10 protein-coding genes are annotated in these 13,646 nt (G+C 40.2%); 7 read left to right on the forward strand and 3 right to left on the reverse strand.

Features of this window, described 5'->3' with window-relative positions; translation table 11 throughout:
* Positions 1 to 111 precede the first annotated feature (111 nt).
* The gene (locus DVW06_RS00090) at positions 112 to 1,107 is read right to left on the reverse strand and encodes a LacI family DNA-binding transcriptional regulator (RefSeq protein WP_003125476.1); all 996 of its coding nucleotides are present in this window, start codon (positions 1,105 to 1,107) and stop codon (positions 112 to 114) included.
* A 179-nt stretch (positions 1,108 to 1,286) separates the two neighbouring features.
* On the opposite strand from DVW06_RS00090, the gene DVW06_RS00095 reads away from it, so the two are divergent.
* From DVW06_RS00095 to DVW06_RS00125, 7 genes are read left to right on the forward strand one after another with little or no spacing between them, the layout of a single operon-like run.
* Positions 1,287 to 2,606, forward strand: coding sequence for an ABC transporter substrate-binding protein (locus DVW06_RS00095; RefSeq protein ID WP_005470407.1), 1,320 nt, complete (start codon positions 1,287 to 1,289; stop codon positions 2,604 to 2,606).
* Positions 2,606 to 3,481 (forward strand): carbohydrate ABC transporter permease, encoded by an 876-nt coding sequence (locus DVW06_RS00100; RefSeq protein ID WP_003125478.1) that lies wholly within the window; start codon positions 2,606 to 2,608, stop codon positions 3,479 to 3,481. Before DVW06_RS00095 ends, DVW06_RS00100 begins: the two co-directional genes overlap by 1 nt.
* Positions 3,468 to 4,304, forward strand: coding sequence for a carbohydrate ABC transporter permease (locus tag DVW06_RS00105; protein ID WP_003125479.1), 837 nt, complete (start codon positions 3,468 to 3,470; stop codon positions 4,302 to 4,304). The genes DVW06_RS00100 and DVW06_RS00105 overlap by 14 nt, the downstream gene beginning before the upstream one ends.
* Before the next feature lie 12 nt (positions 4,305 to 4,316).
* Complete coding sequence (locus tag DVW06_RS00110; protein WP_137264291.1) at positions 4,317 to 5,825, forward strand: alpha-amylase family glycosyl hydrolase; 1,509 nt, start codon at positions 4,317 to 4,319, stop codon at positions 5,823 to 5,825.
* On the forward strand, positions 5,822 to 6,727 hold the full coding sequence (locus DVW06_RS00115) for an MTP-1 family protein (RefSeq protein ID WP_003125481.1): 906 nt from the start codon (positions 5,822 to 5,824) through the stop codon (positions 6,725 to 6,727). Before DVW06_RS00110 ends, DVW06_RS00115 begins: the two co-directional genes overlap by 4 nt.
* 11 nt (positions 6,728 to 6,738) lie before the next feature.
* On the forward strand, positions 6,739 to 7,806 hold the full coding sequence (locus DVW06_RS00120) for a BtaManbiosPhlase (RefSeq protein WP_003125483.1): 1,068 nt from the start codon (positions 6,739 to 6,741) through the stop codon (positions 7,804 to 7,806).
* Positions 7,803 to 9,506, forward strand: coding sequence for a phospho-sugar mutase (locus DVW06_RS00125; protein WP_005470415.1), 1,704 nt, complete (start codon positions 7,803 to 7,805; stop codon positions 9,504 to 9,506). The genes DVW06_RS00120 and DVW06_RS00125 overlap by 4 nt, the downstream gene beginning before the upstream one ends.
* 94 nt (positions 9,507 to 9,600) lie before the next feature.
* Here the strand turns inward: DVW06_RS00125 and DVW06_RS00130 are convergent, their stop codons facing one another.
* Both DVW06_RS00130 and DVW06_RS00135 read right to left on the reverse strand, forming a co-directional pair.
* A complete protein-coding gene (locus DVW06_RS00130; RefSeq protein ID WP_003125486.1) occupies positions 9,601 to 11,217 on the reverse strand; it encodes an ATP-binding cassette domain-containing protein in 1,617 nt (538 codons plus the stop codon).
* On the reverse strand, positions 11,214 to 13,514 hold the full coding sequence (locus tag DVW06_RS00135; RefSeq protein ID WP_137264292.1) for a class III lanthionine synthetase LanKC N-terminal domain-containing protein: 2,301 nt from the start codon (positions 13,512 to 13,514) through the stop codon (positions 11,214 to 11,216). Before DVW06_RS00135 ends, DVW06_RS00130 begins: the two co-directional genes overlap by 4 nt.
* Between the last annotated feature and the right edge of the window lie 132 nt (positions 13,515 to 13,646).

Below are 13,646 nucleotides of genomic sequence, written 5' to 3' on the forward strand. Positions count from 1 at the left end.
CGTTTCTCTTGGAGATTCGCCTGCTTCGCTTAGGGGGAAGTAACCAGTACAATAGATTCAACAAAAACAAAGCGCTAAATTCTACCTTGTGGGAGAATTTAGCGCTTTGTTTTAATTTGCTTTAATAAGTCGAACAGATTCTCGGATGTTCAGCTGCGGAACGATTTGCTGATGGACGATTGGCTCTTGGGGATGGGCGATTCGATGGACCAATGTTCGAATCGCCAACTGGCCCATAAACTGCAGATCGGTAGCGATATTTGTCAATTGAGGAATCGCCATGCGTGTAAATTCAGTTTCATCAAAACAAATCACACTGATATCTTTGGGGATCGTGTAACCAGAAGATTGAAGATAACTGTTTAACATGAAAGCTAGCCCAGAATTCACGCAAAACCATGCATCTGGCATTTGTTTTATATTCTTTAAGCTGTTAAATAAAGCACCTTGAGATTCTTCAATTTCTGTGATTTCAATCGTAGGATCATGTGTTAGATTGTGTTCTCGTAAAGCCCGTTGATACCCGCGATAACGCTCAAGATAGCTGGGAGAAAATGCTGTATCACCAATAAAGCCAATTCGCTTCATTCCATTTTCAATCAGAAGTGAGATGGCTTGGAACGTTCCGTCGGTGTTTTTTGTCAAGATGGCATCTGCTGTGAGTGAAGGATCATGGTGATCGATCAATGTGACAGGAAGCCCAGTATCAATTACTTTCTTGATGTAGGCATTTTTACTATGAGACAGGATCAGGATACCGTCATACTTTTTTAAGTTTGGCGGAAGCTTTAGGCTAAGTAAGTCTTCCTCTGTAATGGTATAAGTATCAAGTTTAATCGCTGTTTTTTGAGCTTCTACTTCTGCACTTTTAACGATTTCGCCAAAAAAACTCGTTTGAGAAAAAGCAAATTCGGTTGCCATCAATAAGAATGACATCGTGGTATCTTCATTCATCGTTTGATAATGATAGCCTAATTCATCTGCTTTGTTTTTAACGAGTAATTTGGTTTGTTGACTGACACCAGGCTTATTTCTCAACGCCTGTGAGACAGAATTTTTTGAGATGCCCAATGCATCGGCAATATCTTGCATAGAGGCTTTTTTCATATTTTCACCTTATTTCTCCTAGTCTTATATTGATTATACCATAATGTTACAAAATTAATAGCCTAAAACAATTACAAAAGTAATGTTGTAATTATAATTACGTAATGTTGACAATTAAAATGACGGGTGGTATGATGACGGTGTAAAAAGAAATCGCTTACTATTTAGGAGGAACGATCATGAAAATGAAAAAAATGCTTTTTGGTATTGCTGCGGTAGTGGCAGTGACAGTTTTATTCACTGGTTGTAGCAATCAATCAAAAGAGAGCGGTTCTGGGGCAACGGATGGGAAGACAAAGATTACTTTTTGGGCTGCACCCAATCCAACACAATTGAAGTATTGGCAAGAAATGGCCGCAGACTTTGAGAAACAAAATGAAGACATTACAGTTGAAGTTTCTCAAATGAAGGAAAGTCCATCTTCTGAAGCAACAATCCAAAGTGCGATTGCTTCTAACACCGCACCAACATTATCTGAAAACATCAATCGTAGTTTTGCTGCCCAGTTGGCTGCTAGTCAGGCTATTTTACCATTAGAAAAACAAGATTCTTTCGATACGATCGTCAAAGCTCGTAATATGAGTCAAACCATCGATAGTTGGAAATTCTCTGATGGTAGTCAATACGTGCTACCTGTTTATTCCAATCCGATTTTGTTTGGCTGGCGATTAGATAGTTTGAAAGAATTAGGCTTTGATGAAGTGCCAAGAACCTATTCAGATTTATTGAAAGTCGTCGACAAAATCAAAGGAACGGACAAAGCACTTTGGGCGAAAAAAGACTTAGCAGATCCAACGGCTTGGATGCGTTGGTTTGATTTCTTCCCACTCTACAATGCGGCCAGTGAAGGTGCGAGCTTTGTCGAAAACAATCAATTCACAGCTAATGAAGCAGCCATGACAGATGTATTTGGTTTGATGCATACATTAGCGGATGCAAAAGTACTGCGCACCGGTGAAGCAACGGATCCCTTTGAAAACGGCGATAGTATTATGACCGATTTGGGTCCTTGGACGTTCCCTAACTGGGAAGAAAAATACCCAGAGCTGAAGTTTGGTGAAAACTACACGGTTACTACGCCTGTGGTACCTGATGCTTTAGCGGATGCAGAACAAGTATCCACCTATGCAGATGCTAAAGGAATCGTGATGTACGCCCAAGCAACAGAAGAAGAACAAGCGGCAGCGATGAAATTCTTGGAATTTGTTTATTCTGATGAAAACAACGACATGAAATTACTAGAAATGACTTCGCTTATTCCAGCGCGCGATGATGCAACAGAAAACGATGCTTTCAAAGCCTACTTTGAAGAAAATCCAGCGATGAAAGTCTACGCAGAGAATGTACCGTATGCGGTTCCAGCAATGGACAACGAGAAATACAATGACATTCAGCAAGTATTTGGCGAACAAGCATGGGTGCCAGTTGTTCGGGGTGAAAAAGATGCGAAAACAGCTGTGAGCGATGCGAAGACAGCTGTCGAAGGGGCGCTACAATAATGAGTAAGAACACAAAATTGGGCTGGTCATTTACCAGCCCCTATCTGATTTTTACATTGATTTTCTTTCTACTTCCTTTATTTTGGTCATTTTGGCTAGCATTAACGAGTTGGAATATGATTTCACCGACCGTTGAATTTGTTGGATTTCAGAATTTTATTGATGCGATAAAAAGTCCAGCGATCCAATCTGCATTCGTCGTTACATATAAATTTCTGATTATCTTTGTACCAATGGCGCTGGTTCTTTCGATGGTAATTGCGCTATTAGTCAACAGCCTGCCAAAGCTGAAGGGGTTATACATGGTGGCTTTCTTCTTGCCTTACCTGTCAAGCGGGGTTGTCACTTCTTTGATCGTCAAAGGATTGCTTTCCTACAACGGTCCCTTTAATACCTTCTTGCGAACGAGACTAGGCTGGGATATTGATTGGCTAGGTAATCCCCATGCAGCCATCATCATCGTTTCTCTGATGATCGCTTGGAAGATGTCTGGCTACTATGCGCTGATCCTAATTTCGGGCTTAGGGAATATCAACAAAGAAGTGTATGAAGCAGCGGCAATCGATGGTGCGAGTCCTTGGACAAGGTTTTGGAAAATCACCTTTCCCATGTTGTACCCAGCATTCTTTACGGTTACAGTTCTGGCGGTGGGGATCAGCTTTGGTATCTTCACAGAGGTCTACCAGTTGACAGGAGGCGGACCAAACTTTGCGACCAATACATGGCAAATGGAAATCTACAATCAAGCCTTTGTTAATTTGAAATCCGGCTACGCGTCTGCAGTTGCACTAATGGCTTCTGTCGTTACTTTTGCATCTATCGGCGTTATTCGGAAGTTACTAGAAAAGTGGGGTGAAAAAAATGGTTGGCAATAAACGAACGAAGGGAAAGAACAGTGTCCTATATCTAGTAACCACCCTGGTGATGCTCCTCATGACGTTTCCTTTTGTCTATCTTGTTTTGCACTCGTTTGCTGCTTGGGATCAAGTCGATCGAAAAATTATCCCGACCACTTTTAGCTTACGTTCTTGGACGTGGCTGTTTGGCGGTTCGGCCACTTCAGCAGATGTTCCTTGGATCGGTGCATTCGTGAATACCACGATCGTGGCTACGATCGCAACGTTTTTAATGATGGTCTTTGCATTGATGGTAGGGTATGCGCTTGCCAAAATCGAATTTAAAGGGAAGAAATTCGTGAATCATTTTATTCTCTTTCAAATGTTTTTCCCAGCGATCATTTTGCTGATCCCCCAATTTCTAATGGTGACCAAAGTGGGATTATTGGATTCTTATGCTGGAATGATCATTCCGACTGCAATTAGTTTATGGGCGATTTTTATGTATACCAACTTTTTCAAAGCCATTCCCGATGCGTTGATCGAGGCTGCAAAGTTGGATGGGGCAACGGAAATGCAAGTGTTATTCAAAGTGGTATTGCCAATGTCTAAGTCGATCACAACGGTGATTTTTCTTTTCCTATTCACGGATCGTTGGACGAACCTGCTTTGGGATATGATCGTTTCAAAGAGTGACGCCACTGTTACGCTAAATGTCTTGATTTCGCAAATGTTTGGGCCTTATGGGACATATCCGGGACCAATGTATGCAGCCTCTGTGTTGCTCACGTTACCATTGATCCTTTTGTTTTTGATTTTTTCAAAACGATTCCAAGATGGAATGCAATTTACACTGAAGTAAGGAGACCAACGAATGTGGTGGGAAAATGCTGTATTTTATGAAATTTATATTGCCTCATTTGCAGATAGTGACGGAGATGGAATAGGCGATATCAATGGGATTCGTGAAAAATTGCCCTATTTAAAAGAATCCGGTATGGATGCCCTCTGGCTAACACCATTTTATCCTTCGCCTAAAGTTGACAATGGATATGATGTCTCCGATTATTGTGGGGTTGATCCTCAGTATGGTACTTTAGCCGCTTTTGATCTCCTTGTGGAAGAAGCCCATCAGCTAGAAATGAGAATTATCATTGATGTCGTAGTTAATCATACTTCTACCGAACATCCTTGGTTCATCGAATCAGCCAGTGGCAAAGAACATCCAAAGCGGGACTGGTATATATGGCAAGATCAACCAAACAACTGGGAAAGTTTTTTTTGTGGTTCTGCTTGGAAGTATGACGCGGCTACGGATCAATATTATTACCATAGCTTTGCCGAAGAGCAAGCAGACTTGAACTGGCAGAATCAAGAAGTGAGACAAGCCGTTTTTGATGTCTTGCGATTTTGGCTAGACAGAGGTGTCGATGGGTTCCGTTTTGATGTCATCAATAATTTGACGGTCAGTGATCAATTTATTGATAATCCAGTGGGAAAAGATGGGAAACAAGATCATCGCAATGATGTGAATCAACCGGGGATCAAACGTGTGTTAAAGGAATTAAATCAGTGGATCAAAGCAGTCGATCCATCAATTTTTACAGTGGCTGAAATTAGCTCGGATCAACTCTCATTGATCAACAGTTATACAGAAGATGGATTGTTCGATACCGCATTTCATTTTAATTTGGGCAGCATGGAAGCATTGGATCTTGAGAAACTAGCTAGGGATTTTAAAGAAATGAGTCAACAAAAGAAAATGCCTACGCTGTTCTTTAACAGCCATGATATGAGCCGTTCATGGCAGCGGCTTGCAAATGAAAACCGCGACATCTATCGCTTATTGACCGTGTTTCTGTTGATCAATCGTGGCATTCCCTTTTTATTTCAGGGAGAAGAACAAGGTGTCGGTGACTATTTGCCTCAGCAGCTAGCTGATATCAGGGATATTCAAGCAAAAAATAAATACCAAGAAGAACTGATTTTAAGAGGAAAGTCACACGCTTTAATAATGGCCAACCAAGTGAATCGTGACCGCTCGAGGGGCATGCTTCCTTGGCTATCAAATCAGCAAAGCGGTTGGATCGGATTGGCAGCGGTGAACCAGGAGGCGAAGGGGATTTTGGCAGATTATCAAAAACTGATTCGGTTGCGAAAAATAGAAGGACCTTTTACAGCCATCCGCAACATTGTATTAACAGGAGATTGCTTGAGTTATCAAACGGAAAGCCTACAAATTATTTTAAATTTTGGACAGCCGATCAAGCACTCGTTAGAAGGAAATCGAAAGACCATTTTTGGAAATGGCATGTTAAGTGAAGATGGTCACTGGGTTCATCTGCCGGCAAAGGCATGTTGGATTGGAAAGGAGCAACGATGATTTATATCAAGCAATTATTGCAGGAGTATCGAAATGAGAAAGCCAAAGTAGTCAAAAAAGCCGCAATTTTGCGATTTAGCGGTGTGGGTGATCAAGATGTTTATAATATCACTGCCCCTTTTGAATTGGCGGGGAAAGAAGTGATTGCAGGTCGCATTGAATCAAGAGACAGTGAAGTTTCCACTGTCAGTTTATTTGAAGAGGTTGAATCAAACAGGTGGACACTAATCGCTGATAGTATCGAACTTTCTTTACAGGATCCTTTTTATACTCGAATTGACGGACAAGTCATCCTTGGGGGGGTTGAAGTTGTTTTTCTAGAAGATGGCACAGCGAATTGGCGTACGGTTTTTTATCACTTGGCGACTCTTTCCGAAGCAAAGAAAATCTTTGAGGGGCCGTGGGGGATGAAAGACTTGCGCTTGAAACAATTATCTTCTGGAGAAATCCTAGTGCTGACACGACCGCAAGGAACTAAAGGTGGCCGAGGCAAGATAGGTGCAACGATCGTTCATACTCTTAGTGATTTGACCATTGAAACAATTACAGAAGCCCCGTTACTGTCTGACCAGTTCTGTGAAAGCGAATGGGGTGGCGGCAATGAGATCCATGAGATTGATGGCGACATTTGGGTCTTAGGCCATATCGCGAATTTCGATGATCAAGGAAATCGTCATTATTATGCGATGGTTTTCTGTCTGGAACGAAATCAATTTGCTATGACACAGGCAAAAATTATTGCAGAAAGAAACGATTTCCAACAAGGACCAATGAAACGCCCAGATTTAGAAGATGTCGTCTTTAGCGGTGGTATTCATATATATAAAGATCATATTGTACTATATGCCGGCATCAGTGATGCAGGCGCGCAGAAAATCAAACTAGAAAATCCATTTAGATAGAGGTTAAGCAGATGAAAATAGAACGTTTTAATGAAAATCCATTGATCACTCCCGCAGATGTGAAACCATTACATGAAGGGTATGAAGTGATTGGCGCCTTTAATGGTGGAGTAGCAAAATACAACGATGAAGTCTTACTTTTATTACGTGTGGCAGAGCGCCCAATCTCTGACGACCTTAACGTTATTAAAGCGCCTGTATTTGATCCAAGAACACAAACGATGGAAGTATTAACATTCCACCGAGATGATCCAGATTATGATTTTGACGATCCGAGAATGATCCGCAAAAAAGACAAGTTGGATAGTTTTGTCTATCTGACATCTCTTTCTTATATTCGAATTGCCCGCAGTAAAGATGGGCATCATTTTACGATTGATGAGGAGGCATTCTTGTATCCTTTCAATGAATATCAATCATATGGCATCGAAGACGCGCGATGCACACAGATTGGCGATATTTACTATATCAACTTTAGTTCTGTCTCACCAATGGGTGTTTGTGATTCATTAGTAGCTACCAAGGATTTTCAATCCTATCAAGATTTAGGGAATATCTTTGCACCAGAGAACAAAGATGTGCTGATTTTTCCAGAACAAATCAATGGGCGTTATTACGCCTTACACCGTCCCTCTCTGAAAAGCATTGGCAACTATGACATTTGGATTGCTTCTTCGCCAGATTTAGTTAGCTGGGGACAGCACCGGCATTTACTAGGGATTCGTGAAGATTGTTGGGACAGTGGGCGTGTAGGTGGCGGGTTGGTTCCTATTAAAACCAGCGAAGGCTGGTTGATTATTTATCATGGTGCGACTCCTGAACATCGCTATTGTATGGGTGCAGCCTTAGTAGATTTGCAAGACCCAACGAGAGTCCTTGCTAGAAGTCAAAAACCAATCATGGAACCTGAAGCAGACTATGAAAAGAATGGGTTCTTTGGCGATGTCGTCTTTGGCTGTGGTGGCATACAAATTGGCGATCAATTGACGATGTATTATGGCGTAGCAGATACTTCAATGGCTGGCTGCACCTTGTCGATTGCAGAGATTCTCAAACAATTAAAAGAGGAAACAAAATGAATTGGCAACGAAAATATCAAGAATGGTTAGATTATCCATCTTTGGAAGCAAACTTGAAAGATCAGCTGCTCGCTCTGTCTGATCCTGCTGTGATAGAAGAACACTTTTATGACTATTTGGCTTTTGGGACAGGGGGGATGCGGGGAGAGCTAGGTGTTGGCATCAACCGAATCAATGACTACACCATTAAGCGGGCAGCACTTGGATTAGCTCGCTATGTTCAAAAAGCGCATGCTGAACAACAGGGGGTAGTGATTTCTTTTGATAATCGACATGGTTCTAAACGATTTGCGGAATGGACCGCTCGCGTATTAGCCAGTCAGGGGATTCGGGTCTATTTATCTGATCAATTACGTCCGACCCCGCAATTGTCTTTTCTAGTTCGGTATTATAAAGCCTTTGCAGGTGTCATGATCACTGCGAGTCATAATCCTAAGCAATACAATGGATTTAAAGTGTATGCTTCGGACGGCGGTCAAATTACACTAGGAACTGCCGAAGAATTGATGGGAATATTAGCAAGTATTCAAAATGAATTAATGATCGAAGCGGATTTATTGTCAACTTATGTCGAGCAACAGTTGATTGATATTTTTGGGAAAGAAGTAGATGCGTTGTATTTAGATCAATTGATTCAGGTGGCCCAAAATCCTGAAAGGATCCGCCATTTTGGCTCACAGCTTTCAATGGTTTATACCCCACTTCATGGTACTGGAAATGTATTGATACAAAAGGCCTTTCAACGCTTGGGATTTACGAATCTTCGGACAGTGAAAGAGCAAGAACTGCCTGATCCTGATTTTACAACTGTCTCTTCTCCTAATCCAGAAGACCAACAGGCGTTTACTCTAGCATTGAAAGAGGCTCAAACACAGCCAACACAGCTAATTCTAGCCACAGATCCAGACGCGGACCGCTTGGGTGCTGTTGTACGTAAGGACGGACAGCCAGTCTTTCTAAATGGCAATCAAATAGGGGTGTTATTGCTTGATTATTTGGTTCGAGTAAAACAAGCAGCAAATTCATTTATCGCAAAAACGATTGTAACATCTGATTTAGGGGCAAAAATTGCCGAAGCTTATGGCATTGAAGTTAGAAACACGTTAACAGGATTTAAATTTATTGGGGAACAAATCCAATTATCAGAAGAAACAAAAGATAAAACGTTTCTTTTCGGCTATGAAGAAAGTTTTGGGTACCTGGTAGCCCCATTTGTCAGGGATAAGGATGCGATTCAAGCAGCTGTATTATTGGCTGAGACCGCACTGGACTGTTTCCTTTCCGGAATTGATTTAGTTGATCGCTTGAATGAAATCTATGACCGTTATGGTTATTACGAAGAGCAATTAGAAACAAAAGTTTTTCCCGGTAAAGATGGACTGTCGCAGATGAGTCAGCAGCTAGATCGTTTAAGATCCCTGTCATTTTCTCATTTGGGGGATTTTGTCTTAATGGCCAAAGAAGATTTCCTGACTTCTGAACGGTGGATGGCCGGTCAATCAATCGAAAAAATTACATTACCATCATCCAATGTTCTAAAATATATATTTACCGATGGTTCGTGGGTCTGTCTGAGACCTTCAGGTACAGAACCAAAGTTTAAAATTTATTATTCTGTCAATGCGTCAAATCAACCATCCGCTACACAGAAGATGCAGCAGTTGCGAACAGCTTTTCACCAGCTGTTAAAATCTGAATAAAAAGGCTTCTAAAAAAGTGTCCCCCAGTTTTGGAGGACACTTTTTTAGAAGCCTTTTAATGATGAGAATTTTTTGCTCCACGGTTCATGAACTGTTAACCTTCGGCAGTGGCCATCCGTTGATATTCGGGCGTTAAAGGGGCGCTGATAGAAATAATTTGATCAAATTTATGAATGTTTTCTTCCAGTGGATGATGACTGATCATCACAACCGTCAACTCGTTGTCTTCCAAAAGGAGATTCTCAATGAGCAACGTATTCTTTTTATCTAATGAAGAGGTTTCTTCATCAAAGAGGATGACTGATTTTTTTTGAATAAAGGCTCTGGCTAAACCAATGCGCTGTTTTTGTCCACCGGAAAGATTGGTACCGTTGTTTTCAACTACTTTGTCAATATCATCTACAAAATCTGCCGCGGCTTTATTCAATGCTTCGGCTATTTCTGTGTTTGCGTAGTTGTTCCAAAGAGCGACATTTTCTTTATAAGAAGTGTTGAACAAATAATTGTCTTGGTCGATATATTGAATAAAAGAGTGGCTATCCATATCCATCAACTGATGACCATCCACCTTTATTTCGCCTGAATAGCCTTCCAAATCACCAATCAAGATTTTTAATAAAGTACTTTTTCCGCTGCCACTATCACCCGTGAGGAGATATTTCCCCCCTTTTTTTATGTCTAAATTTAAATTTTCTAGGATCGGGAGATTTGCGTCATAGCCGAAAGATAAATTTTCGATTCGTATACAATCAGTGAATTCGTTGTAGGTTTTTTTCGTGGCGCGAACGATTGGCTTATCAACAAAAAATGTTTCTATGACGGGCTCTATGGATCTTAGTTCCATGGCCGACTGACCTACCAACGATACAGAGTTAAAGATGTTTGCTGCTAAATTGCCACTGGAACTAATAGCTCCAATCGTCGTTTGTCCGATAATTGCCAGAAAGCCTGTCACAATATCTACGACTACTTGACTCAATAAACTAGAAAAAGCAATGAGGTTCATAATCTTGTGATTTGTTTTTGCAATGGCAACCTTATTCTCAGAAAGGTCTTGAGAGTATTCGGTAATCTTTTTTGGAATTTCTGCCAGCCTATTATTGTAACGGAAAACGTTGTAACCTTTTAAGATATTGGCAATCCTTTTTGTATAAGAGGAATTACTAGTAGATAACTTTTGTCCAAGCGCCACAAGGACTGTCCCGAATTTATTAGGGATATAAAGGATCAATCCCGTTAAACCAAGGACCAAAACGACCAGCCAAAGGTTAAAAAGGGCCAATGCAACAATTGAGAACAAAATCAACCATCCGTTAGAAAAAAGACGATATAAACTCATCACGCCCTGCGTTTCGATTTGTGTGATATCATTTGTCAGCTTCGACACATAGCCATCAGCCGTGATTTTATTGAAGTCTGCTAATGGGACTGTCTTGATAGAGTCAGCTTCACGTTTTCGCAATGAAAGACTGATTTTTTGTAGTTCTTTCTCCTGATAAACTGAAAATAAATAGTTTGAGCAGACATAAATCAGCCAAAGAATGAGAATCACTAGGTCCCAAAAAAGAAATTGGCTGATATTTCTGGCAAAGATAGCATTCGTGGCAAAAGCCAGTAGATAACTTGGCAGAACGCGTAAAAAGGATAAGAGGCCTGACAGCAACAAAATTTTAAGAATATTGCTTTTATAATGTTTATAGAGTGTTTTCACTGATGATCCTCCAATCTCTGTCGGATACAATCAACTAAGAATAAGACGCCGATTTCCCCTGTGAGAAATCTCGCTTCTATTCTTGAATTGGTGCAGTCCGGGTATCGATTCTTTCCTTTGAAATTGACCTTGTAGGATAGTAGATTCGTTAATAGAGAGTTGTAATCGTTTCTTTTGAGATTATTTGTCAGAACTTTCAAATAGGCGATACCACTAATACCGTATCCAAAGCTGACATTTGAAGAAACCAGTGGCAGTTCTTTTATTTGCTCAAAGGTTTCATTTTTCATGGCTTCTGTCCCTGATCCACTTCGCAAAACATACCATTTTGCCAGTAGCAGACCGGCTTTACCATTTGCCAAATAAGGTGATTTATTCGCATTTCTTTTACTGATTTGCGGGAAATGTGTCTTGCCAAATTTTTCTGTATAGTTCAGCCAATCAGTAAGACTCTGGAGTATTCTTTCCTCACGAAAAAAACGATAAGCTTCCACCAATGAACAGACGATCATTGCTGCACCATCAAGAAGCCCCTCTCTCTCAACCCCATCAAATTCTGAAATAAAGCTGCCATCTTGATTCTGAGAACCGATTAATTTTTGTATCCAGAGGTGAATCATAGGTTTCAATCGATTGATCGTTTCTGCTGGACTCATAACCAAAACAAGAATAATCAAGTGAGCATAATCAACCGAACCGGTTTTATTTACATGTCCTATTTTTTCAAAAGAGAAATCTATGTTATTTGTAAAAGTTATTTTTTGATTGTCCATTAAATAACTGAGATAAGCCAAAATGAATAGTTCTTTTTCGTTTGCTAAGTCTGTTAAATCAACCGAACTGCTTTTTGAGTCGATCAAATGAACTGCATTCTTATCCACGTTGGAAAGATCATCAGCTAATAGATTTTCTTTTATTTCGTTATACGCTAATGAGACGGCTTCAAGTGGGTGGGTGCACATAAGATGGAGCTGGATTTCAAGGTTCGTCGAATGAGGTCTCAATAGTAAATTGCTGATCAGTGAATAATAACGAGGGTCTAGCTGATAATGACAAGCAAAAAGATAAAATGTCTCAAGTGCTGCTTGCTGATCCAATTGCGCCAGTTGGTTTGTTCCGATGAAAAGGTTAATAATCAGGAGCCCTAAGGAAACATAATCTCGCTTCATTCTGTCGATTGAATGATCCCCATTATCAAAACCAGGAGTCTTTACGATGTAATCGTATTGTTCAAAAGCAAATTTTCCACCTTCAAAATCTATGATTACTGGCTGTCCGTCTCGTAACATAATATTAGTATTGGAAATGTCATGAATCGTGATTCCAAATTTATGAATCGCTACTATCATTTTCATTAACTCGATGATTATCTTTTGAGCATCCTGGCGATAGCTGCCAGTAAGATCGTCGAAATACACTTCTTCAACTACTCGATCTGAGAACTCAGAGAGGGTGGGTCCTTCAATAAATTCGACTACCGTAAAATAATGCTCCCACTCGTAAAAACTGTCATAAACCTTTGGGCAATACTGCGGAAAAAGGTTAAAGAAGGCTATTTCTTTCTTGCGCATGTCAATACAATCACCTGATGAAGAGGATTCGATATAGGGGCGCGCTTCTTTAATAATCACCTTTCGATTGCCGATAGTATCCGTTCCTAAATATACATCGCCGGTATTGGAGTAATGAACAGCTGTTTCTACTTTGTATCTATTATTCAGCAATGCAGATGGGTTCTCTTGTTGTGAACTATCATGAAAAGGATCTTGTACAAAAGGCGGCTGAGAATAATAAGGCAACCGTTTGTCTTCGATAATAGAGCCATCGGGACAAATTAATTGCTTTCTTTCTGTCTCTGATTCATTTTCGTCCGCTCGACAACGTCCATACCTGTAGTAGAGGACTTTACAATCTTTATATCTCTTGTCTGAAAGAACGTAAGGTCCCTGAAAATCATTTAATCGGGTATATAACTTTTCGCACATCACAATAAACTTCTCTAAAGTTGAGGGATAGATTGTGATGAACTTTCCTGAATAGGCTCTAGGGGTACTTTTAGAAAGGTTGTTTGTAAACTGATCAAGATTCTTCAAAAATTTCATATCTACATCATTTTCGATACAGCATGAGATACATTCGCTCAGTATCAAAAAATAATTAGTATAAGTAGCAGAAACATGAATTTTCCATCCTTGCTTGGGAACGTTCTGGTTAATGTTTAAATAAGTAAATGCTTGATCTGTATATGTATTTTTTAGATCAGGATAGATGAAGTGGAATGTATTGATGAAATCCATTGATTCCCTCTTTTCTTGACGTATTGATTTCATTTTTTTGAAAAACTGGCTTTATTCCCCTTTTGCTCGACAAGGATCAAACCTAAGCAAGGGGGACTTTGACATCTCTTTGTATCTAATTAAAAAAGAATA

Origin of the sequence: Enterococcus sp. ARL09-542 (assembly GCF_005234805.1) — a bacterium.
GTDB classification, from domain to species: Bacteria; Bacillota; Bacilli; order Lactobacillales; family Enterococcaceae; genus Enterococcus_D; species Enterococcus_D gallinarum.

Coding starts and splice junctions, on each gene's coding strand:
- DVW06_RS00090 (WP_003125476.1), bottom strand. CDS start 1,107: ATGAAAAAAGCCTCTATGCAAGATATTGCCGATGCATTGGGCATCTCA.
- DVW06_RS00095 (WP_005470407.1), top strand. CDS start 1,287: ATGAAAATGAAAAAAATGCTTTTTGGTATTGCTGCGGTAGTGGCAGTG.
- DVW06_RS00100 (WP_003125478.1), top strand. CDS start 2,606: ATGAGTAAGAACACAAAATTGGGCTGGTCATTTACCAGCCCCTATCTG.
- DVW06_RS00105 (WP_003125479.1), top strand. CDS start 3,468: ATGGTTGGCAATAAACGAACGAAGGGAAAGAACAGTGTCCTATATCTA.
- DVW06_RS00110 (WP_137264291.1), top strand. CDS start 4,317: ATGTGGTGGGAAAATGCTGTATTTTATGAAATTTATATTGCCTCATTT.
- DVW06_RS00115 (WP_003125481.1), top strand. CDS start 5,822: ATGATTTATATCAAGCAATTATTGCAGGAGTATCGAAATGAGAAAGCC.
- DVW06_RS00120 (WP_003125483.1), top strand. CDS start 6,739: ATGAAAATAGAACGTTTTAATGAAAATCCATTGATCACTCCCGCAGAT.
- DVW06_RS00125 (WP_005470415.1), top strand. CDS start 7,803: ATGAATTGGCAACGAAAATATCAAGAATGGTTAGATTATCCATCTTTG.
- DVW06_RS00135 (WP_137264292.1), bottom strand. CDS start 13,514: ATGGATTTCATCAATACATTCCACTTCATCTATCCTGATCTAAAAAAT.